The following is a 20,561-nucleotide window of genomic DNA, read 5'->3' as shown; positions in this document are numbered from 1 at the left end:
TTTTTCTTCAGGAGTTACCTCACTCCAGGGAACATGTGAAGGCTCGGATCTTGGAAACGTTTCATCGATCAAGCCGAGTTCGAATTGCTTTTTATACCGTGCTTCGGCGATCGCCTCGTAACCAACACGGTAGTGGTCGATGTATTTTGCTACATCTTCCGGCCAGGCATGGAGTGGATCATGCGGTGCCTGATAGGAGAGATACATGAAGTAGGGTTTGTCCTCATTTCGGTAGCGTTCGAGGAATCCGAGTGCCCAATCGGTGTAGGCATCGGTTGAGTAATAGTCGTCGTTCGGGGGTGTGTAAGGTTTGAGCACCTCGTCGTCGAAGGCATAGACCCTCCAAGGCTTGTCTTTTGATTTGTTGCCGGGGATTGGTTCGCCTTTGCGTTGATTGCCAGGATTCCAATGGTTACTGGCTCCATCGAGCAAGCCGTAATAGTGATCAAAGCCGCGGTCGAATGCATTTTCCGTGCTGTGGTGTTTGCCCACCCAGAAGGTGCGATACCCTGCGGTTTGCAGCACTTCGCCAATCGTTACGGCATTCGTATACGGGAGGAAGGATTTGTGATTTCCGTTTTGCTGGGCATAGAGCCCGGTCATCAAACAGGCACGTGATGGGAAACACTTCGATGTGTTGTGGAACTGGGTGAATCTGACGCCCCCCTCAGCCAGACGATCCAGGTTTGGGGTCTGCACCTCACCACCGTAGCAACCAATATCCGACCAGCCCATGTCGTCTACCAGGATCATGAGAATATTCGGCTGTTTCGCATTTGAGGATAATGGCGTGATCCATGAAATCGCGATAATGAAGATGGATTGAGCTAGTTTCATAAGGAGATTGTTATTTGAATAGCGATTTTGAGGGAGAAACCTTGTTTAATTCAAATGAATTTAAGTGGTTCGGAAGAGAATGGGTCCGATTCTTTCTACCGGGTAGTATCGAAAACAAATGTAGGACCGAATTTAGTTGGGAATCCGGAATTGACGAATCGCGGTTTCCATCTGTCGCTTCAGCTTTAGCCGCTAAGTCCCAACGCCTTCTCCGCGTATTTTACGGAGAGGGTGTTGTTAAATTCTTCATACTCGATTTGTTCATCGAGGGACTTGCCTTCCACGCTGGGGAGCTGGTCCTGTGAGTTTGAGCGTATCCACTTGAGGCCCTTGGAGAGTTTGGTGGCGTCCTGGTCGGGGAACGTGCTCCAATAACTCTTCGTTTTGCAGGGGACTTTGAGGGGATTTCGGGTGATCATTTCCAAGCAGAATCGAATCTGCGGATTTGGTTTTTCAATGGTTTGGAAAATGAACTCCATATCGAGAAAACCTTGCCCGAGTGGGACCTCGGATAACAGAAAGCCGTCCTCGTATTCTCGTACTCCCATGTCCTTGATGTGAGTGGTGACGCCATATCTCGCGAGGATACTCGCCGTTTCGTCCGGGTGTTCGAGCAGGGAGATGGAATTGCCCGTGTCGATCGTGACACCAACATGCTCGCTGCTGATGGATTGCATGAATTCTATCAAGTCCTGGGCCTCCCAGTCCTTGTGGTTTTCCACCCCTAATTGTACTCGGTGCTTCGTTGCGATGGGTTCCGCTAACTGAAGTCGTTTTAAGGAATTCTTTTTCAGGCTCAGCCAGTCCTTTCGATTATCGAAGTCCTCATAACGCCGTCCACCCATGGCGGTTCGAAAAACGCTTACTCCTGCTTCCTTGGCAACGGCAATTTCGGATTCGAATCGTTCCAGATCGGTTTCTGATTTTGGTGCTGAGATACTTCCTTCAATGAACATACCGAGTTCTTCGCAGGTTTTCCGGATTCGGGAAGCGAACGGTTTGGTCCAGCCGCTAGTCCCGGTTTGTACTCCCCCGGCTCCATAAGTGTGAACATGCTCGAGTAATTCTACCGCGTCTTTAAAGGGCGGATACGCTTTGCTGCTCTGTTTGCTGGAACCTCGAAAGGCATAGGAATGAATGACGATGCCCATGCGTTTCCCTCTTTTTGCCATGTGATGTAAGGCTGGAAGCTGTGGTGCCAGACCTAACAAAGCCGCCGTGGCTGCCATGCGTTTGATGAGATCGCGGCGATTCATATTTTTATTGTAATTTATCATTCCAAATAGCCCAAGTAGTAGGGGATGAGTGCAGTCGAAAGTGACTTTATTTAACTCCCTGTTGCTGTTTATTCACAAGTCGAAAATCTTTAAGCCCTATACTGTGTTCAAGATCCCGTGGTCGTGGCCATTTAGTTTAGAACGCTAATAGCTCTCCAATCCAGAGGCAGGAAATTAGATGTGGAAACCACAAGAAGCGCAGAAGGCACAAAGCCTGACACCAAAACCCGCGTGTCTGGATTTGGAGCGGCGTCTTGTTGGAATTTGAGTAGTTGATCTTCCGCCGTCTTTGAAGAACTATGGCGAGATCTGCGAGAAGGGTTCATGGTCATGGAGGAAATCTATCTTTCAGTAGTGGAGATCTAGATGGTTCGAGGCAATCAAGATTTAGGCTCCTGATTTATTTTTTCTCTTCTTTCTTCAACCACCGATGACTTAGAGCAGCCAAGCCGCAACCAAAGTTTAAATTGACCACAGATTTCTCAGATGGGCACAGATATTGTATATTATGAACCCACGAATGGACACCAAGTGACACGAATCATGAGGTAGGGACCGATCGCCGAGCGCTCCGACCACCATTCTCCGCCCAGGCTACGCCACGGCACGGCTGATGACACTGATTTTCACTGATGTAAAAAGACCAAATTATTCGTGATTAGCTTATGCAGTTTCGGATTTCGGGTCTGATTATTGGAATGGTTAAATGATTCTGTCATAAAGAAAGAACGTATTTTAACACTGGCGCGTGGTTAATCGCGAAGTTTGTGGTGAAGAGTTGGGATATGAACACGTTGCTTAAAAAACAAGATTATTACGGACAGTAGTACTGATGAGCACCGATGACGGTTAAATTTTATAGCCTAACCATTTCGTGGATCAGTGTGAATCTGTGTTGATCAGTGGTTAAAATCCTTTTTGCCAACTGGGTAAATCTGTGTCTCAGGTACCTGTTAATAGGCTCCACGAATATGTTCCTTAACGTTATCTTCGTAGAATTGAGCTAGCTCTGCATGGGTTTCGGAAGGGATTCTTTCCAGGTAAGTGGCATCCGTATTATCTTCCACGTGAAACGCTTTTGTGGCACCGGGAATGACGGTGGAAATCGCATCAAAGTCGAGGATCCAACGCAGAGCCCATTGAGCCATGGATAATCCAGGTTCTTTAATGTTTTTGAGCATCTCTGCGAGTTCGACACCTTTTTCAAATGGCAAACCGGCAAACGTTTCACCGACATTGAACGTTTTACCATCTTTGTTGAAATTCCGGTGATCACTTTTTTTGAAAATCGAATCTTTCGTCATTTTCCCCGATAACAAACCGCTTGCGAGCGGGACACGTGCGATGAGGGCTATTTGATGTTTTTTCGCATTTTCAAAAAGTTCGGCGATGGCCTTTTGGCGAAAGATATTAAAAATAATCTGTACCGAATAAAGGCCGGGCACATGCTCAATAACCCAATTTGCCTCCTCTATAGTTTCAACGCTCGCACCAAAATGAATGATTTTACCTTCTTGTTGTAGCTCACGGAGACAATCGAAGGTGGTTCCTTCTTTCATGGCTTCCATCGGTATGCAATGGGTTTGAACCAGGTCCAGTTCTCCGATTCTCAGGCGACGTAAGGAGTTTTCTATTCTGGGTTTTATGGATTCTATTGAATAATTTTTCGGGTAAATATCCTCTCCACGACCCACTTTGGTGGCTATTACCAAATCATTGGTTTTACCGCGGAAGTATTTTCCCAGGATGGTTTCACTTTTTCCTTTGCCATAGACATCGGCTGTGTCGAAAAAATTGACTCCGTTATTGGTGGCTGTCCTGAGGATATCACGGGCGGTCGATTCTTCAACTAGTCCCCAATTTCCGCCCATTTGCCAGCACCCAAGTCCGATTTCAGAAATCTCAACGTCGTCGCGCCCGAATGATCTGTATTCCATATCTGAAAACTAAATCAAAGATTCACGGTACTACAAATATTAAGTGAGAAGTTTGTATTATTGACTATTTCCACTGCTAAATCTGCTGAATTAAGAAGGCTCCCAAAATTAGTTGCTCTGGTCATAGCTTTTGCTCTTACTTAGCCGACTTTGAAATCCAACCGAAGTTCAACCTATGGCTAAGAGTCTATTTGAGAAAGTTTGGGAAGCTCACACAGTAAGGACATTGTCCAGTGGCGAGACCCAATTGTTTATTGGAACGCACCTCATTCATGAGGTCACAAGTCCCCAGGCATTTGGTATGCTTCGTGATATGGGCCTGTCGGTAAAATTTCCCCAGCGTACGTTTGCCACGGTGGATCACATCGTGCCGACAAATGAATCGGTTGAGCCATTTTCTGATTCTTTGGCCGATGCCATGATCAAGGAGTTACGCAAAAACTGTGAAGAATACGGGGTAACTTTCTTTGATCTGAATACTGGAAAACAAGGTATCGTCCACATCGTGGGTCCTGAACAGGGAATCACTCAACCTGGAACAACGATAGCTTGTGGTGATTCACACACCTCTACGCATGGTGCTTTTGGAGCGATTGCATTTGGAATTGGCACCAGCCAGGTAAGGAATGTTTTGGCCACTCAGACCATGGCAATGGCTGAACTTAAAGTTCGTCGGATCAACGTGACCGGTGAATTGGGCCCTGGTGTTTACGCCAAGGACGTGATTTTGCATATTATTCGGGTGCTCGGCGTGAACGGCGGAACAGGTTTTGCTTACGAATATGGAGGAGAAGTATTCGACAACATGAGCATGGAAGAACGCATGACGGTCTGTAACATGTCCATCGAAGGTGGCGCTCGTTGCGGTTATGTGAATCCGGATGAGAAGACCTTCGAATACCTCAAGGGTCGCCCTTATTCCCCGGAAGGTGAAGCGTGGAATGCAGCTGTTGAGCTTTGGAAATCTTATGCATCGGACGCGGATTGTGAATATGACGACATTGTAAACCTGGATGCATCAGATATCGCACCCACGGTTACCTGGGGAATCAATCCTGGACAGGCTATTTCCATAACCGAAAATATCCCTTCACCGGATTCGGTGGAAGGTGATGAAAAGGCCGGGATTATTGAAGCCCTCGAGTTCATGAAATTTCAGGGAGGCTCACCTATTAAGGGCATCCAAATCGATGTGGCGTTTATTGGATCATGCACAAACGGTCGCATAAGTGACCTGGAGGAAGTGGCCCGATATGTTCAGGGCCGGCATGTAGCCGAAACGGTTCAAGCCATTGTGGTTCCCGGTTCTCAGGTGGTAGCAAAGATTGCAGAAGCCAAGGGCCTCGATCAGATTTTCCGTGATGCTGGTTTCGAATGGCGGGCTGCAGGTTGCTCCATGTGTTTGGCTATGAACCCCGATAAATTAGTGGGTGACCAGATCTGCGCGAGTTCCAGTAACCGAAACTTCAAAGGCCGTCAGGGTAGCCCAACCGGGCGCACCTTGTTGATGAGTCCGTTGATGGTGGCTGCAGCTGCTATTACGGGTCATGTCTCGGATGCTCGCGAAGTGTTCGGTGTATCAGAAACGGTAACTGTTTAAATTCTATTTTTAATACCATGGCTTTAGAAAAAATTACTCAAGTATCTGGAACCGCCGTTCGCGTTCCGGGAAACGATATCGATACCGACCGGATTATTCCAGCGCGGTTTATGAAGTGTATCACCTTTGATGGACTGGGTGAGTTCATGTTCTATGATGTGCGCAAAAACGAAGATGGCTCCGATAAACCTCATCCTTTGAACGATCCAAAATTCGCGGGTGCATCGATTTTGCTCAGTGGAAATAACTTCGGTTGTGGAAGCTCACGTGAGCATGCGCCTCAAGCGATCGCCAAAGCCGGGTTCAACGGCATAATCGCGGAAGGGTTTGCAGAAATCTTTTTTGGAAACAGTACCACCTTGGGTTTACCACTGGCCGTGGCGACCAAGGAAGATATCCAGACGATTGGTGAGGCCATAGAAGCTGATCCTTCAACGAAGGTGACGATCGATGTGGAAAATCAGCGCATTCGTTTCGGCGATCAGGAGGTGACCTGCTATATTCGTGAATCCGCCCGTGGTGGATTGATTGAAGGCAAGTGGGATCCGATTGCTGAGCTGCTGGAAGGTGAGGCCGAAATTAATGCAACTGCTGAGGCACTTCCATACGTTTAATCAGTCGAAGCGCTCTTAAGCCAAAAGCTACCATCTCACTATGATTCAAATTATCGAAGGTTCCGGTGTTTTTATTTATCCACTGGGACTCTGTTCCATTCTTGGCATCTTTGTCATTTTCGAACGCGGCATTTCCCTTCGCCTGGAAAATATCCTTCCTAAAGCTCTCGTTGACAAAGTCATCGCTGGTCAAATCGATGATCCGCATACATCGGAGTCTGTGCTCAGCCGTATTCTCGATTTTTTTAATCACCGCTCACAGCAGGTGGATAAGATCCGGGCCTTTACTAATCTTGAAGTAAATCGCATGGAACGTGGGTTGGTCATCCTTGAAATTGTGACGGGTGCAGCTCCTTTGCTGGGACTGCTTGGAACCGTTACCGGTCTTGTTCAGGTATTTGCCGGCACATCGATTGAGACAGGCATTCCAGATCAGACCGCTTTTATTACGGGAGTAGCTCTCGCATTAACCACGACCATGATAGGCCTCACCGTAGCTATTCCCAGCTTAGTGGCTTACAACATCTTTCAGCGACGGATTGATACCTACACGGTTCAGTTGGATGCAATGATTGAGCGTCTTCATTCCTTGAGTCAGCCAAACACCAAGCTTTAAAAGGTACTGCTTATGCCCGGTAAGTTGAAAAGAAAGACCCGCAAGGTCGTCATCAACATCGTTCCTTTGGTCGATGTATTGATTGTTCTTATTTTCTTTTTTCTCATGACCATGCAGTTTCGCAATGTCACGACTTTGAATCTGACCATGCCAAAAATCGAAACGGCCGGTCAAAATAAGTTTGATAAGAATATTGTTATCGAGATTAACAAAGACGGGGAGTTTCTGGTCAACGGAGCCAAACTATCCCGGGAAGAATTCGAACCCGCATTGCGTCAGCTAAAACCGGTGGCCGATGACATCACGGTACTTATTCGCGCCGATGAAGAGACGCTTCTGAAGAATCTGACCTACATTATGGATACCTGTCGAAAGTCTGGTCTCGACAAGATTCGTCTTCAGTCCCGTTAGCTGGACTTGGCTTCTTTCCTTCGCCTGGTAAGAACCGGTTCAGTGTAGCCGTTAGCTTCTTCAACCCCTGTATAGACCAAGTCGAGAGCCGCCTGGAATGCGATACTCGAATCAAAGTTTGGCGCCATATTCTGATAGTCCGAATCACCTGAGTTTTGCTGATCAACTACCGCTGCCATTCTTTCAAATGTTTCCGTGATTTGATCCCGGTTTACCAGCCCATGATGAAGCCAGTTGGCTATGTGCTGGCTTGAAATACGCAGAGTAGCTCTGTCTTCCATAAGACCTACGTCGTGGATGTCTGGAACCTTGGAACAGCCAACCCCCTGGTTAATCCAACGGACCACATAGCCAAGTATGCCTTGAGCATTGTTGTCCAGGTCGCTTTGGATTTCCTCTGCGCTGAGTTCACGATCAAGCAGGGGAGGAGTCAGCAGAGCGTTCAGGTCAGCCCGTGGCCGTGAAGCTAATTCACTTTGTCTCTTAAATACATCAACTGCATGGTAGTGAAGTGCGTGCAAGGTTGCAGCAGTCGGTGAAGGCACCCAGGCGGTATTGGCACCGGCTTCAGGGTGCGCTTGTTTGGTGTCCATCATCGTCTTTAGATCGTCTGGTGCCGTCCACATGCCTTTACCGATTTGGCCCTTTCCAGGAAGTCCGGTTTCGATACCTATGTCCACATTCCAGTCCTCATAAGCAAGAATCCATGGACTGAACTTTATTTTCATTTTGGGCAGCACGGGTCCAGCCATCATGCTGGTGTGAATCTCATCTCCCGTTCGATCCAGAAAACCTGTGTTGATAAACACAATTCGATCTTTGGCTTCTCTGACACATGCTTTCAAATTGATGCTGGTCCTTCGTTCTTCGTCCATGATACCGATCTTCAGCGTATTTTCCTTTAGGCCGAGAGCAGCTTCTACCCGACCAAACAGACTTACAGTGAATGCAACTTCTTCCGGCCCATGCTGCTTTGGTTTTACGATGTAGAAACTCCCCTCGTCGCTGTTGGACAATTTACTGAGTCCTTTTAAATCGTGAATGGCGGCCAGTGCGGAAATCATCACATCGAGCATCCCTTCAGGAATTTCAACACCATCCCTGGTCAGCACTGCATCGGTAAACATATGGATGCCCACGTTTCTGGCCAGCAGCAGACTTCGTCCCTTAAGAGTTATTAGTTTCCCTTCGGGAGATGTGAATTCCTTATCCTGGTTCAAGGCCCGGCTTACAACCCTTTCGCCTTTTTGAAAGGATGCTTCCAGGGTGCTTTTCATGATACCCGTCCAGTTTCGGTAAACGATAACTTTATCCTCGGCATCGACGGCGCTAACTGAATCTTCAAAATCCTGAATGGTCGTGATAGCGGATTCGAGGATCATGTCCTTTATACCAGCTTTGCAATCCTTGCCAATCGGGTGATTGGGGTCGATCTGAAGAATGATATGAAGTCGATGGTGAACCAAACAAACTTCCTTCAACGCATCCCCTTCTGAATTTGTCCCCACCAGTTGACCCGGTTCATTCAATGTCGTTTTGGTACCGTCTTCAAGACTGGCCGACAGCTGATTGTCATCCAGAGTGAGTTGGGTAACTGATTTCCATGAACCAGCCATCAATGGAAAATTGGCATCCAGGAAGGTCTTACATTTTTCAATGACCGCTTTACCGCGATCTCGATTATATTGGCCGCCTACCTCGAGTCCATCCGTTTGAGCTATGGCGTTGGTTCCGTAATACGCGTCGTACAAACTTCCCCACCGTGCATTAGTGGCATTGAGCGCGTAGCGTGAGTTGTTTACAGGAACCACGAGTTGTGGTCCGGCAATAGATGCGATTTCCGGATCGATCTGCGTTGTTTCCACCTGGAAATCCTCACCCTCTGGTAAGAGGTAATCGATCGACCTCAGAAACTCGACATAATCATTACTGGGAAAGGTTACGCCTTGGTGGTCTCTATGCCATTGATCGATCTGCTTTTGGAATTGATTCCGTTTTTCTAGCAAAGCCATATTCAGCGGTGTAAGGTCCTTTACGATCTCACCAAGCGATGTCCAAAAAGCTTGAGTTTCAATACCTGTGCCCGGTGCGATTTCAGTTTCCACAAGGCTATGGAGTGCGGTGTGTATGCTTAAATTTCCTATTTCAATTCTTTCGCTCATAGCGTGATGATTCAGTCTTTCATTAAAGATGTATGTAATATTCCTGCACTTAAAGTTTGGATAATCCAATAAACTATTCGTGCGAAACGATAGAAAAAAAGGTTCTGAATTATCCGGCTGGAGCTGTGTTCTGTCGATCCAGGAAATTTTGAATAACCTCAAACAGGTTATCCCCGGTCAATTGCTGGAATGTTTGTTCTTCGGGCTTTGGATTGCTGCTCTGTTTTTTGAAACTCCCCAACATATTCGTAACGAAAGACCCTCCGTATCGCTCGACCAAATATTCTACAAAGAGGGTAGACCAATAGATGTTGTTCATATCCGGCTTATTTTTGTAGCCAAGATACTTTGAATAGGATCCCGGTTCATTGTCCCAGGTAATTGAATTAAAATCGCTCCCAATTTTACGGAGGTTCCAGGTGGTCCAATCTTTTTCAAGAGTCTCACGGGCCTTTGATTTACCTACTTGCTCTTCTAGAGTCTTAAAAACCAGATACGCTGCCAGTCCCCGTTGCAAAGCAGTTGATTGAAATTGGTGCCACTCGTCGCTAAAGATTCGTCCTCGGGTCAAAATATACAAGGTATGCACATCTGCCAATTCAGAGAAGAAGAACTCCCGGATGATGTTGTAAAAGCTATCCATGGTTGTCCTGAATTCTGCCGAATATTGGATCATTTGAGTAACGGGATCACTTCTCAGGGATTCGGTTAATATGATCGGGTAGGAGATTTCAAAATCCTTTAAGTGCTTTTTGTTTATTTCGCTCCAATGTAAGAACCCTCTGGGATCGTAAAACCCGGTTTGCTTCTGCAGATGAATACCCATGGCAAAGGACAAATTATAGTCCCGCGCTCGAGCCCTTTTTTGCGAAATCATCTGCCAGTTGAAAAAGAGTCGGCTTTCCAGTTCACCTGTTTCGGGATTCAATCGAATGTTTTCAACAGGCAATCTTGCCAGACGATAGCGGAGGTCTCTTTCGGTCCAAATATCGAGTTGCACAAGCTTGATCGGCTGCTCTTTTTGCATCCATTCAAAAATAACCTCCAGTGTTTCGATTCGTTCTTGATAGCCTTCAACAAAACCTTCCGGAGGTTTATTTAGTCCTGCCAGTTCAGTCAATCGATTCATCTTTCGATGCATATCCACTTTTGCTTGTTTGAGGTAGCCCTCTATGGTTTTCAGGTTTTCTTGATAAACCTCGTCTACAATATCTGGGAAAGTATTGAAAAACTGTTCGATTAGTGGGTCACGATTGGCAAACGGTCTTTTGCGTACAGCATCTATTATTCGAGGATTCTCATAGATAATAAAATCTTCAAGCTCCATCGTTTCGTCCTTCGAGGAGTGAGTACTTGAAGAAAGCGAATTGAACGCGATTGCAAATCCCAACACCACTAAACCTGAGCTTAACTTTCTGCTATTTGTCGCTCTCATTTTTGGGTTACAAAAGTTTATGTGGCTCCATTTGTCCTATTGATAAACTAACTAACTTTAATTCAGAAGCGAATTTGGAAAGTCATTTTAAATACCGTCTAGAATGACCAGGTTTGAATCCGTGTTTTCCAGGCGAATGTGGATGATAGCCTTGTAGTCGGGGTCATCGTAAAACGCTTCAATCGCTTTGCGGTCGGGAAATTCAATCAACACAAGTCGAGTTGGATTCCAATTTCCTTCTTTAACCGTATGCAGTCCTCCACGGGCCAGATATTTTCCGCCGTGTCTGGCCGCAATCGGGGGAGCCTTCTCAATGTATTCCCTGTAGGCTTCGGCATTTTTAATTTTAGTATCAACTATGACGAAGGCAGACATGAGGTCGTTATCCCAAGTGTTTCAAAAATTTGAGATGTGATGAGGAACAAGGCGCAGTTCACAAGCTAGCGCGGGAGCGTAGGTTTCTACGTGACCAAGCGGGTTGTGGACTGGAACGCAGTTCCTCGCGCATGTCAAATTTAGCCTTCGAAGGTGCGTTTTTCTAAGTTCACTTTTTGTGAGGTTTTGAAATTCGATATTAATATCCATAACTCGTTGTTTTAAAATATGATACCATTTGCACCTTTGAAGGCGGTTAAAACGTTTGGGTTATTTCTTTTTAACAATGAACCCAAGTACCAGAATGAGTAATACCGCACCGGCTGTACTGGTTACGATCGGTCCGATCCACTCACCGCCGATCTTTATTCCCAACAGACTGAATAGCCAGCCACCAACAACGGCTCCGACGATACCGAGGATAATGTTCTTAATAATGCCAAAACCCCCTCCGCGTGTAAGTTTTCCAGCTAACCAGCCTGCTACGGCACCTATGATGAGTGTTACGATGAGTTGTTCTGTATTCATATGGAGTAATTGAAGTGGTTGTTGTTTCAAATTAAGAGGTTCCATTATTTAGGATTTGATGGATATTACAAACAGTTTTCCATCCGCGGATGTTCTTATTATCTTCGGCTATCTTTGGGATCCAGGGCATCGCGCAGACCATCTCCAAGAAAATTCAGGGAGAACAAAGTCATTGAAAACATCATAGCCGGGAATATCAGTAGCCAGGGATAGACTTCCATCTTTTCTGCTCCATCCTTAATCAGAGAACCCCAGGAGCTCATCGGTGGTTGGACACCGAGTCCTAGAAAACTCAGTGCAGATTCCAGGAGCATGACGCCAGGAACCGTGAGGGTGGAATAAATGATAACCGGTCCCAATACGTTTGGTATCAAATGTTTCTTAATGATATCTCTTCGTGAAGAACCCAGAGTCAGGGCCACTTCGACAAACTGTTGCACTTTAAGATGAAGCACTTGTCCGCGAACAATTCGCGACAGCGTGAGCCACTCGACGCAGCCAATAGCTACAAACAGGAGAAAGATGTTTCGGCCAAAATAAACGGTCAATAGAACCACGAAGATAATGAACGGAAGAGAGTAAAGGATGTCGACCAGTCGCATCATGAACGCGTCGACTTTTTTCCCGTAGTATCCAGCAACGGAACCATAAATGACCCCAATTGCGATAGAAACAATGGTAGCTGCAAATCCGACACCGATGGAAACCATGCCTCCATAAAGGCAACGAATGAGTAAGTCGCGGCCCAGATCGTCAGTTCCCATCCAATGACTGAGGCTGGGTGCGGTCGCGCCACGTGAATCGGAGGGTATGAAATCGTAGGTTAATCCGGTGACTAAAGAAATAATCGGCGACAGAAAACAGACGGTCCCAATCGCAATAAAAAATAGCATCCCTAAAAACGCCAATTTGTTAGATCTCAGCCGGTGCCAGGCATCCTTCCAAAGCGAGAAGCTCTCTGTTTTAGCTGGGTCGGTGTTCGAGGCTACCTGCAAGTCGCTCATCTAGGAAGAGAACTTCAATTTGGGGTTGAGCAAAACCATGATGATATCAACCAGCAGGTTGAGCATGATTATGAGGACAGCATAGAAAAGTACCGTTCCGAGTACCAGGGTGTAGTCTCTATTGAGTGCAGCATTGATGAAGTGTCTTCCGAGTCCCGGGATTTGGAAAATCATTTCAATGATGAAGGAGCCCGATAGTACCCCAGCCATCACAGGCCCTAGATAGGATATTACCGGCATCAGTCCCGCCCTAAGCGCGTGTTTAATCGTTACAACCGTGGTACTAAGACCCTTGGCTCGTGCAGTTCGGATGTAGTCCTGATTGAGCACCTCCAACATGCCGCCGCGGGTGAGGCGGGCAATTCCAGCTGCGTAGTAAAGGCTGAGTGTTACCACGGGCAACACCCGATAAGGAATGTCATCGGTCCAATGGAATCCTCCTATTGCTCGCCATCCGGAAACAGGAAACCAATTGAGCCACAGGCCAAAGATGAGGGCAAAAATGGGGCCCAACACAAACGAAGGCAGGCATATGCCAAACATCGCCAAAGACATGGGTCCGTAATCCATCGCGCTGTTTTTGTTCAGTGCCGCGACCGTTCCGGCTGGAATGCCTATGAGGAGGGCAAGTGCAATGGCAAAGGATCCCAGGACGAAGGATACGGGAAACGATTCAGCGATCAGTTCATTTACCGTTCTTCCTTCATACCGGGTGGACGGTCCGAGGTCAGTGCCCAGTCCTTCCTTTAAATCAAATTTCATCAGTGCCCCGATATTCAGCTTCTTGGGACAAATCTTCTTCATGTAGTTGTAGTACTGGATGTAGAGCGGGTCATTGAGCCCGTAATGTTCATTCAGTTGCTCGAGGATATGCTCCGGTATTTTTCTCTCCGAACTAAAGGGACCTCCAGGAGCACTACGGACCATGGCAAAGGTCAGCGTAATGATTACGACCAGCACCGGTATCAGCTGCAACAGTCGTATAAGGATAAATTTAAACATAGTTGGGAAAATGCCTCAGGTCCTCTTTTTTGAACCCAGAGTGATCAAAAGTCTTACTCACTCTCCCGATTGCTCAAGCCAAATGTATTTCATATTCCGGTTATCCAAAAGTTTTGGATTCCAGTTTCTTACGGACGGATGGAGGAGATAAGGACGGGTATAGATATAGATGGGGAGGATCGGCAATTCATCCATAAGAATGTCTTCAGCCTCATTGAGCATGGCAAATCGGTAATCCGTGGTGTGTGCCAATGGAGCTTTCGAGATCAGCTCGTCGTAGCGTTGGTTGGACCATCCTGTATCGTTATTTCCGTTACCGGTAGTAAACATTTCGAGAAATGTGTAGGGGTCTACATAATCGCCAATCCATCCTGCACGACAGATGTCGTAATCCAGGTTCGATTGAGCGTCGAGATACACTTTCCACTCCTGATTGTGGATTTGAACATTAATTCCCAAGGTTTGTTTCCACATTTGCTGAATACTTTCCGCGATGGTTCTATGCTGATCCAGCGTGTTGTACAAGATATCGAATTCCGGAAAACCTTCACCGTTTGGATAACCCGCCTCAGCTAAAAGTCGATTTGCCTCGTTGGGATTATAACTGAAATAATTTTTGCTTTTATAACCGTTGATACCGGGTGGTACAAAATAGTACGCCGGTAGTTCTGCTCCGCGCGTAACATTTTTAATGAGTGATTCACGGTCAATCGCCAGGGCCAGAGCCCGGCGCACGCGTTTGTCTTCGAGTGGACCTTTCCGGGTTACATTTACACGATAGAAATAGGTTCCCAAATAGGGATCGAGTCGAATTTTGTCCGGAGCCTCCGCTTTGTAGACATCGATTTTGTGGAGCGGGACATAATAGGTGACATGGATACCATCCGCTTGGAACATGCGTTCCTCGGTATCTGTTTTTTCTATGGGAAGAAAACGAATGCCGTTCAATTTGACCTTGTCTGCATCCCAATAGTAAGGATTTTTTTCGACTTCGAGTATTTGATTGGTAACCCAGCTCTTTAGTCGAAATGGTCCGTTGCCCACGTGGTTTCCCACTTTAATCCAGCTTCCACTCCTGTCGGTCATACCACCATGTTCTTCAATTGCTCTGGGATTAACCGGAAACCAGGAATAGTGTTTCAACATGTTGGTGAAGTAGGGCATCGGAGCAATCAGGGAAATCTCCAGAGTCTTCGCATCCAGAGCCTTGATTCCCACTTCTTCCCACGCCATGGGAGTTTCACCAGGGTTCGGATTGCTGTGTGATTCAAAATAACGTTCTGCGTTTTTAACGACGAATAACATGGTAACATATTGAGCTGCCAATTCCGGGTTCAGTATGCGGCGATAACTGTAATCAAAATCCTGTGCCGTTACGGGATCGCCGTTTGACCATTGGGCATCCCGCAAATGGAAGGTGTAAACATCTCCAGCTTCGTTGGTTTCGATTCGTTCGGCCATACCAGGTTCAATGGCCATATCGTCCGATGGATGATAGGCGACTAGTCCTTCCATCAGCGACGAGATAATGTGATTCTCTGGCACGCCGGTGGCGATTTGCGGATCGAGAGTGGCGGGGTCCGAGAGATTTCCAAACAGCAAAACCCCTGCTTCATTGGCCCGCTGGACATCGGTTTGCTTGGAGCCGCAGCCCACAAAAAGGTTAAAACAAATTAAAATAAATGCAGAAGCTGTGAATACTCGGTGACAGGTCATGGTTTTATCTAGACGAAGCCTTCATGGCTTATCCAGTCAAAACCAAAAGGCTGCATTCACTCTCCGCAATTTAGCAATAATTTCTCCGTTGCATTTTGATCTTTAACACCAAACCTCAGTCCCTTCCTCCCACATGATCCAAGTAGAAGGTATTTCCAAGATTTTCAAGAAGTCCGACACTAAGAAACAAAAAATTTATCGGACAGCTCCCAAGACGACGTTTCATGCGCTCGATCGAGTAAGTTTTACCTGCCAACCAGGACGGGTCTACACTTTGCTTGGCCCCAATGGTGCAGGTAAAACAACGGTCCTACGGATAATAGCGAGCATGCTCAAGCCGTCTGAAGGTACGGTTATCGTTGCGGGAATCGATATCACCAAGGATCCTCGTAAAGCTCGGTCAAAACTAGGGTTTCTTACCGGTTCCACCGGACTCTATGATCGTTTGACGCCACGGGAAACATTGAAGTATTTTGGCGAACTCCATCAGGTGGAGTCCTCCACGATTCGCAGTCGTGTGGATGAATTAATCGAACGTCTCAATATCGGCGAATTTGCCGATCGTCGCGTTGGCAAGTTGTCCATGGGACAGAAACAGCGTGTTTCGATTGCCCGCACGCTCATGCACGATCCGGAGGTAATTATTTTTGACGAGCCAACCAATGGCTTGGATGTGCTAACCTCCCGCACCATCATCGAGTGGATCCGGGAATGTCGGACCGCGGGAAAAACCGTTATTTTCTCAACTCATATTATGGGAGAAGTGAGTCTGCTCAGCGACGACTTGGGAGTCATCCACAATGGTAAGCTGTGCTACAACGATTCCTTTGAAAATTTCAAATCCCGGTTCGGGCAGCACACCTTGGAAGACGCCTTCATATCAATCCTGGAGGACGCACCATGAAAATAATCTGGGCAGTTTTCAAAAAGGAAGGATTGGATACGATTCGCGATCGGAGATCCATCATCGCCATGATTGTTATTCCCATGGTAATTTTCCCGGTCCTGTTCGGAGGTATTGGTTTTTTTGCGATCAAAGAAACTAAAAAGGCTCAAGAGAAACAGGTGCATATTGGCCTGGTGCAGCCCGTTCCTGATAATTCTCTGGTCACCGCTTTGAAGGAGAAAGAAGGCTTCACGGTCACTGAGCTGGAGGAGGGGATAGACCCCTTTGACTTGATCGAAACTACCAAGACCGACGCGATTATCGTCTTTGATTCCGCGTTCGACGAAAATATTTCGAGCAAGAGCGCTGGCAAAATGACGCTTCACTACCGATCTACCGGAAATGGTGGGATTATGCGCGGGCGAATCAATAGTCTCGTAAATGATTATCGTGACGAAGTCAGGGAGGCGAGGGTGCAGGAGCTTGGTTACACCTTGGACTTTATTAATCCTGTCAATATCGAGTTCAAGGACACGGCTACGGAGCAGGAGCAGGTCGGTGAGGCCATCGGCGGGTTAATTCCATACATATTTATTATGCTCTGTTTTACAGGTGCTATGTACCCGGCCATCGATTTGGGAGCCGGCGAAAAAGAACGAGGTACGTTGGAAACCCTGCTTACCGCATCCGCACCTTTAGTACAAATAATTATGGGTAAGCTAATGCTCATCGTGTGCTCGGGATTATTTGCTGCAAGTTTATCGGTTACGAGTATGGCCATTGCCTTGGTGTCCATGGGTCCGATGTTGGGGAAAATTTCCTCCTCAATTGGACCGATGCTCAATCCACTGAATATTCTGCTCTTTTTCTCTTTGCTCCTGCCTCTCACCGTTTTCTTTGCATCCTTCCTTTTGACCCTTTCTTTCTTTGCCAAGAGCTTCAAAGAAGCTCAGAGCATTGTTTCTCCCATGGTGGCGGTGATCGTATTTCCATTGCTGTTTGGTATGATGCCCTGGATGAAGCTGACCTATGTTACGGCGATGGTTCCCATCCTGAATATCTCATTGGCTTCCAAGGCAATTTTCTCAGGCAACATACCTTGGGGACCTGTGCTGGTGGTGTATATTTCTCTTATTGCCTTTGCTTCGATTGGATTTGTGGCTTGCACCAAGCTGGCTGGGCGGGAAAGCATTCTCTTTCGTTCCTAACCTGCTTTTTAAGACTGCTTAATAACTCGTTTATGAGAGATCCAGACGATACCGCCGATCTTCCTTCGCCTTACTATCCGCACCCGGCATTCGGCCTTCTACACCTGCCGCGTTTTATCGCGAAGATTCGTCTGCACCTTAAAGACGAGCTTCCTCCAGGTTATCAACGAAACTTTAAACGCGGGTTCGACGGTTTTCTTTGTTTGCACCTGGGGGTGGATCCGAATGAGGTGGTTAAAATTGTCAAAACATCAGCCTCTGACAAAGAGATTACCACTCGGCTCAAAGCGATTCTTCCTCAGGATACTCAGCCTCATATTTGGAACCGGAAAGTGGTTCAAATGGGTATGAGTAAGGAAGGACAAATTGCGCTTCAGAAATCTCGCGATCTTATGGGCGTCTCCGAAAGAATGGATATCAAATCCTTTGCCGATATGATCGAGTATGATGAAGGACGTATCGATTAGGAACGCCTGACCTTCCTGGTTTTTTACCCCATTTATTACCCCAACGTTTTTCAAATTATGAGCAAGAAACAGCGCAGCGATTTTTTTCGTGATATCGGTGGGTGTCCAGCCGCCATGTGGCATGGTTGGATGCGCCAAGCCATAAAAACGGATTTCCGTGGTGGTCAGGAAAGTGAATACACTCCCGATTACACTGGTCCCACTGTTCTGATTACTTATGGTGGTGGCGAAACGAATCTGTGCAACCTGCATCATCGCCAGTTGGCTGAGGAGATGGCCTCACATCTCTGGAAAAGTCGCAAGGTGCTAGCTGCTATTGAACCGGTTGCTGCAGTGACCGATGCGATTTGCATGGGACATGAATACAAGGAAGAGCCCCGGCTCGGTGCAATGGGCTACTCGTTATTTTCAAGAGAGATATTTGCATCGTCGATTGTTCAGCAGACTGAAATAAACTGTGCCGATGCAGTGATCATTGTTACCGGATGCGATAAAACCGTAGCCGGAGGCCTATTGGCCGCTTCATGGTTGAAAGAGCTCCCGGTTGTTTTAATTCACGGGGGAACCATACGTGCCGGTTGTACCTTGAGTGGCCGATCGGCTCACATTGAAACGGCCAATGAAGCGGCCGGAATGATGGCGGCTGGCAAGATCGATCAGGCTGAGCACGACGACATTTTATTTCGCTCCTTACCTTCCCCCGGAGGTTGCGGTATCATGGCCACATCCAACACCATGGCCTGCCTGGGAAGTACACTCGGTATTTCTATTTTCTCAAGTGCTAGTACCCCGGCGATGGATACCGATCATAAGACTATTTGTCCCCAGAAATTGGTTGAAGCGCGTGAAGCCGCCGATTGTTTGATGACAATGATCGATGAGGGCAGGGTAGTGGGCGATGCGGTCGATGCCAGGTCGTTTAAAAACGCTGCTATAATGCTTCATGCCATTGGAGGGAGCACCAACGCCGTGATTCATTTACCCGCTATCGCAGAAGGCTTTGGAGTGCCGTTCAATTTGGAAGATATTCGATCCACCTCTGATACGCCGGTGCTATTGAATCTCATGCCGTCCGGGAAATATGTTATGGTGGACCTCTTCGAAAAAGAAGGAGGATTCGCACCCCTTGCCCGTTACATGACGGAGGTAGGCCTAATAGATGAAACTGCCGGAACTATTTATGGATATTCGTTAAATGAGCTTCTGGCCGATACGCCGTTACCGGAGTTCAAAGATCCCGACAACGAAGTTATTCGCTCCGTGGAAACACCCCTGAAACCAAAGTCTTCTCTTTGTATTGTAGCCGGCGATAAATCGACTGATACCACATCAAGCATCGCTACCCTGGGTTGTGTCTTTAAACTCAATGCCAAGACGCGGAGCATGCAAGGTCCTGCCCGTGTCTTCGATCATGAAGGTGAAGCGGTCTCAGCGGTGCTGGATAAGAAAATTGTAACTGGTGATGTAATCGTTTTACGTTATCAGGGAGTTTCAGTGGGCTGTCCGGAATTGCTACGCCTCACCGCTTCATTATCCGGAATGGGAAATGACTCGACTATCGCGGTAGTAACCGATGGACGCCTATCAGGAGTTTCGCGCGGTACCCTGGTTGTTCATGTGGAACCAGAAGCCTGGATCGGCGGCCCCATTGCGCTCATTGAAAACGGGGATATGGTAAGTTTGGATGGAGATAAAGAAACCCTATTGGTTCATGTCAGCCCCGATGAAATGCAACGCCGCTCGGAGCAATGGAAACGCCCCAAACTAGAGCTGCCTCGTGGGCCAATGCGCATAGCAGCCCAAATCGTTCGGCCACTCGCCGAAGGCGCACTTTGGTGGCCAAGAGAAGATTAAACTTGTTATTTCCTGTGTTTGCCACGGGATCGATGACTGAAGGGAAAGTTTGAAAACCGCAGGGTCTTCAAAACGGTTTAGGCTGAATTTACGTTCTCCCCTTACGACATGGACGATTATTACTTTTTGATTTTCGAGCCTGTAGTAGATCAGAACGGGTCTCACCGTCAGCTTTCTATACGGAGTTCCTTTCAGCTCTCTCGGATGAGTTCCCGTTTCCGGAAAACTGACAAGTTGGTCGACTCTCTCAAATACTTTTCTTACCAGGCCTGTCGCTGCGGTTGGATCATCCAGTGCAATGTAATCTGCAATAGCATCCAAGTCCTGAAGTGCTGGCTCAGCCCAAACTACTTGAGCCATCGACTCATCCTTATTTTTGCTTCACTGTGAGGAACTACTCTTCCATCTTGAATCGCAGCCTCCCCCCGAGCCAATCCTTCAAGTAATTGGGTACGCTTCGAGATAGCCTCAAAGGAATCCACATCGACCAGGTAAGCTGCCGGCTTGCCGTGTTCCGTGATCAGGATCGGTTCGTTGTCCTTCTTCAATTCCTTGATGATTTGGGTAGCACGGCGTTTGAGGCTAGTGACAAGTTCGACTTTCATAAGTGATACTTTAGTGATACTTATTTC

General features: G+C 47.1%; 20 protein-coding genes. 8 read left to right on the top strand and 12 right to left on the bottom strand.

Going from position 1 to position 20,561, the window contains the following annotated elements:
- The 3 genes from O3C43_01305 to O3C43_01295 all read right to left on the bottom strand — a co-directional run.
- Nucleotides 1-837: sulfatase-like hydrolase/transferase (locus O3C43_01305; protein MDA1065117.1), on the bottom strand; the 837-nt coding region annotated here is incomplete at its 3' end.
- A gap of 185 nt (nucleotides 838-1,022) precedes the next feature.
- Complete coding sequence (locus O3C43_01300) at nucleotides 1,023-2,093, bottom strand: sugar phosphate isomerase/epimerase (GenBank protein MDA1065116.1); 1,071 nt, start codon at nucleotides 2,091-2,093, stop codon at nucleotides 1,023-1,025.
- Between the two features lie 974 nt (nucleotides 2,094-3,067).
- On the bottom strand, nucleotides 3,068-4,051 hold the full coding sequence (locus O3C43_01295) for an aldo/keto reductase (protein MDA1065115.1): 984 nt from the start codon (nucleotides 4,049-4,051) through the stop codon (nucleotides 3,068-3,070).
- 175 nt (nucleotides 4,052-4,226) lie between these two features.
- Here O3C43_01295 and leuC point away from each other — a divergent pair, with 175 nt between their 5' ends.
- Genes leuC through O3C43_01275 form a run of 4 tightly spaced genes read left to right on the top strand, consistent with a single transcriptional unit; the run spans nucleotide 4,227 to nucleotide 7,292 of the window.
- Nucleotides 4,227-5,651, top strand: coding sequence for a 3-isopropylmalate dehydratase large subunit (gene leuC, locus O3C43_01290; protein ID MDA1065114.1), 1,425 nt, complete (start codon nucleotides 4,227-4,229; stop codon nucleotides 5,649-5,651).
- 17 nt (nucleotides 5,652-5,668) lie between these two features.
- Entirely contained in the window at nucleotides 5,669-6,265 is a 597-nt protein-coding gene (gene leuD, locus O3C43_01285) for a 3-isopropylmalate dehydratase small subunit (GenBank protein ID MDA1065113.1), read from the top strand.
- 40 nt (nucleotides 6,266-6,305) lie between these two features.
- A complete protein-coding gene (locus tag O3C43_01280; GenBank protein ID MDA1065112.1) occupies nucleotides 6,306-6,881 on the top strand; it encodes a MotA/TolQ/ExbB proton channel family protein in 576 nt (191 codons plus the stop codon).
- Between the two features lie 12 nt (nucleotides 6,882-6,893).
- The gene (locus O3C43_01275) at nucleotides 6,894-7,292 is read left to right on the top strand and encodes a biopolymer transporter ExbD (GenBank protein ID MDA1065111.1); all 399 of its coding nucleotides are present in this window, start codon (nucleotides 6,894-6,896) and stop codon (nucleotides 7,290-7,292) included.
- Here O3C43_01275 and O3C43_01270 read toward each other — a convergent pair.
- The 7 genes from O3C43_01270 to O3C43_01240 all read right to left on the bottom strand — a co-directional run bounded on the left by O3C43_01270 (nucleotide 7,289) and on the right by O3C43_01240 (nucleotide 15,514).
- Nucleotides 7,289-9,454 (bottom strand): malate synthase G, encoded by a 2,166-nt coding sequence (locus tag O3C43_01270; protein ID MDA1065110.1) that lies wholly within the window; start codon nucleotides 9,452-9,454, stop codon nucleotides 7,289-7,291. The two genes, O3C43_01275 and O3C43_01270, sit on opposite strands and share 4 nt — an antisense overlap.
- A gap of 109 nt (nucleotides 9,455-9,563) precedes the next feature.
- Nucleotides 9,564-10,889: a hypothetical protein gene (locus tag O3C43_01265; protein MDA1065109.1), complete on the bottom strand. Its 1,326-nt coding sequence runs from the start codon at nucleotides 10,887-10,889 to the stop codon at nucleotides 9,564-9,566.
- An 87-nt stretch (nucleotides 10,890-10,976) separates the two neighbouring features.
- A complete protein-coding gene (locus O3C43_01260; protein ID MDA1065108.1) occupies nucleotides 10,977-11,264 on the bottom strand; it encodes a DUF1330 domain-containing protein in 288 nt (95 codons plus the stop codon).
- 270 nt (nucleotides 11,265-11,534) lie between these two features.
- Entirely contained in the window at nucleotides 11,535-11,792 is a 258-nt protein-coding gene (locus O3C43_01255) for a GlsB/YeaQ/YmgE family stress response membrane protein (protein ID MDA1065107.1), read from the bottom strand.
- Nucleotides 11,793-11,890: 98 nt separating this feature from the next.
- Entirely contained in the window at nucleotides 11,891-12,796 is a 906-nt protein-coding gene (locus O3C43_01250; GenBank protein ID MDA1065106.1) for an ABC transporter permease subunit, read from the bottom strand.
- Nucleotides 12,797-13,798: an ABC transporter permease subunit gene (locus O3C43_01245; GenBank protein ID MDA1065105.1), complete on the bottom strand. Its 1,002-nt coding sequence runs from the start codon at nucleotides 13,796-13,798 to the stop codon at nucleotides 12,797-12,799.
- A 57-nt stretch (nucleotides 13,799-13,855) separates the two neighbouring features.
- A complete protein-coding gene (locus tag O3C43_01240; GenBank protein MDA1065104.1) occupies nucleotides 13,856-15,514 on the bottom strand; it encodes a peptide ABC transporter substrate-binding protein in 1,659 nt (552 codons plus the stop codon).
- A gap of 133 nt (nucleotides 15,515-15,647) precedes the next feature.
- On the opposite strand from O3C43_01240, the gene O3C43_01235 reads away from it, so the two are divergent.
- Genes O3C43_01235 through O3C43_01220 form a run of 4 tightly spaced genes read left to right on the top strand, consistent with a single transcriptional unit; the run spans nucleotide 15,648 to nucleotide 19,929 of the window.
- Entirely contained in the window at nucleotides 15,648-16,418 is a 771-nt protein-coding gene (locus tag O3C43_01235; protein MDA1065103.1) for an ATP-binding cassette domain-containing protein, read from the top strand.
- Nucleotides 16,415-17,608: an ABC transporter permease gene (locus tag O3C43_01230; GenBank protein MDA1065102.1), complete on the top strand. Its 1,194-nt coding sequence runs from the start codon at nucleotides 16,415-16,417 to the stop codon at nucleotides 17,606-17,608. Before O3C43_01235 ends, O3C43_01230 begins: the two co-directional genes overlap by 4 nt.
- A 32-nt stretch (nucleotides 17,609-17,640) precedes the next feature.
- Nucleotides 17,641-18,075 carry a DUF5069 domain-containing protein gene (locus tag O3C43_01225; GenBank protein ID MDA1065101.1) on the top strand — a complete coding sequence of 145 codons (435 nt, stop codon included), beginning with the start codon at nucleotides 17,641-17,643 and terminating at the stop codon, nucleotides 18,073-18,075.
- Nucleotides 18,076-18,132: 57 nt separating this feature from the next.
- Complete coding sequence (locus tag O3C43_01220) at nucleotides 18,133-19,929, top strand: dihydroxy-acid dehydratase (GenBank protein MDA1065100.1); 1,797 nt, start codon at nucleotides 18,133-18,135, stop codon at nucleotides 19,927-19,929.
- Here the strand turns inward: O3C43_01220 and O3C43_01215 are convergent.
- Together O3C43_01215 and O3C43_01210 are read right to left on the bottom strand one after the other, a co-directional pair.
- On the bottom strand, nucleotides 19,840-20,289 hold the full coding sequence (locus O3C43_01215; protein MDA1065099.1) for a type II toxin-antitoxin system RelE/ParE family toxin: 450 nt from the start codon (nucleotides 20,287-20,289) through the stop codon (nucleotides 19,840-19,842). The two genes, O3C43_01220 and O3C43_01215, sit on opposite strands and share 90 nt — an antisense overlap.
- The gene (locus O3C43_01210) at nucleotides 20,277-20,534 is read right to left on the bottom strand and encodes a type II toxin-antitoxin system Phd/YefM family antitoxin (protein ID MDA1065098.1); all 258 of its coding nucleotides are present in this window, start codon (nucleotides 20,532-20,534) and stop codon (nucleotides 20,277-20,279) included. Before O3C43_01210 ends, O3C43_01215 begins: the two co-directional genes overlap by 13 nt.
- Nucleotides 20,535-20,561 lie beyond the last annotated feature (27 nt).

It is taken from the genome of Verrucomicrobiota bacterium (assembly GCA_027622555.1).
In the GTDB taxonomy this organism is placed as follows: domain Bacteria; phylum Verrucomicrobiota; class Verrucomicrobiia; order Opitutales; family UBA2995; genus UBA2995.
Note: the sequence above shows the minus strand (reverse complement) of the source record. Positions and strands in the feature narration are given on the sequence as shown.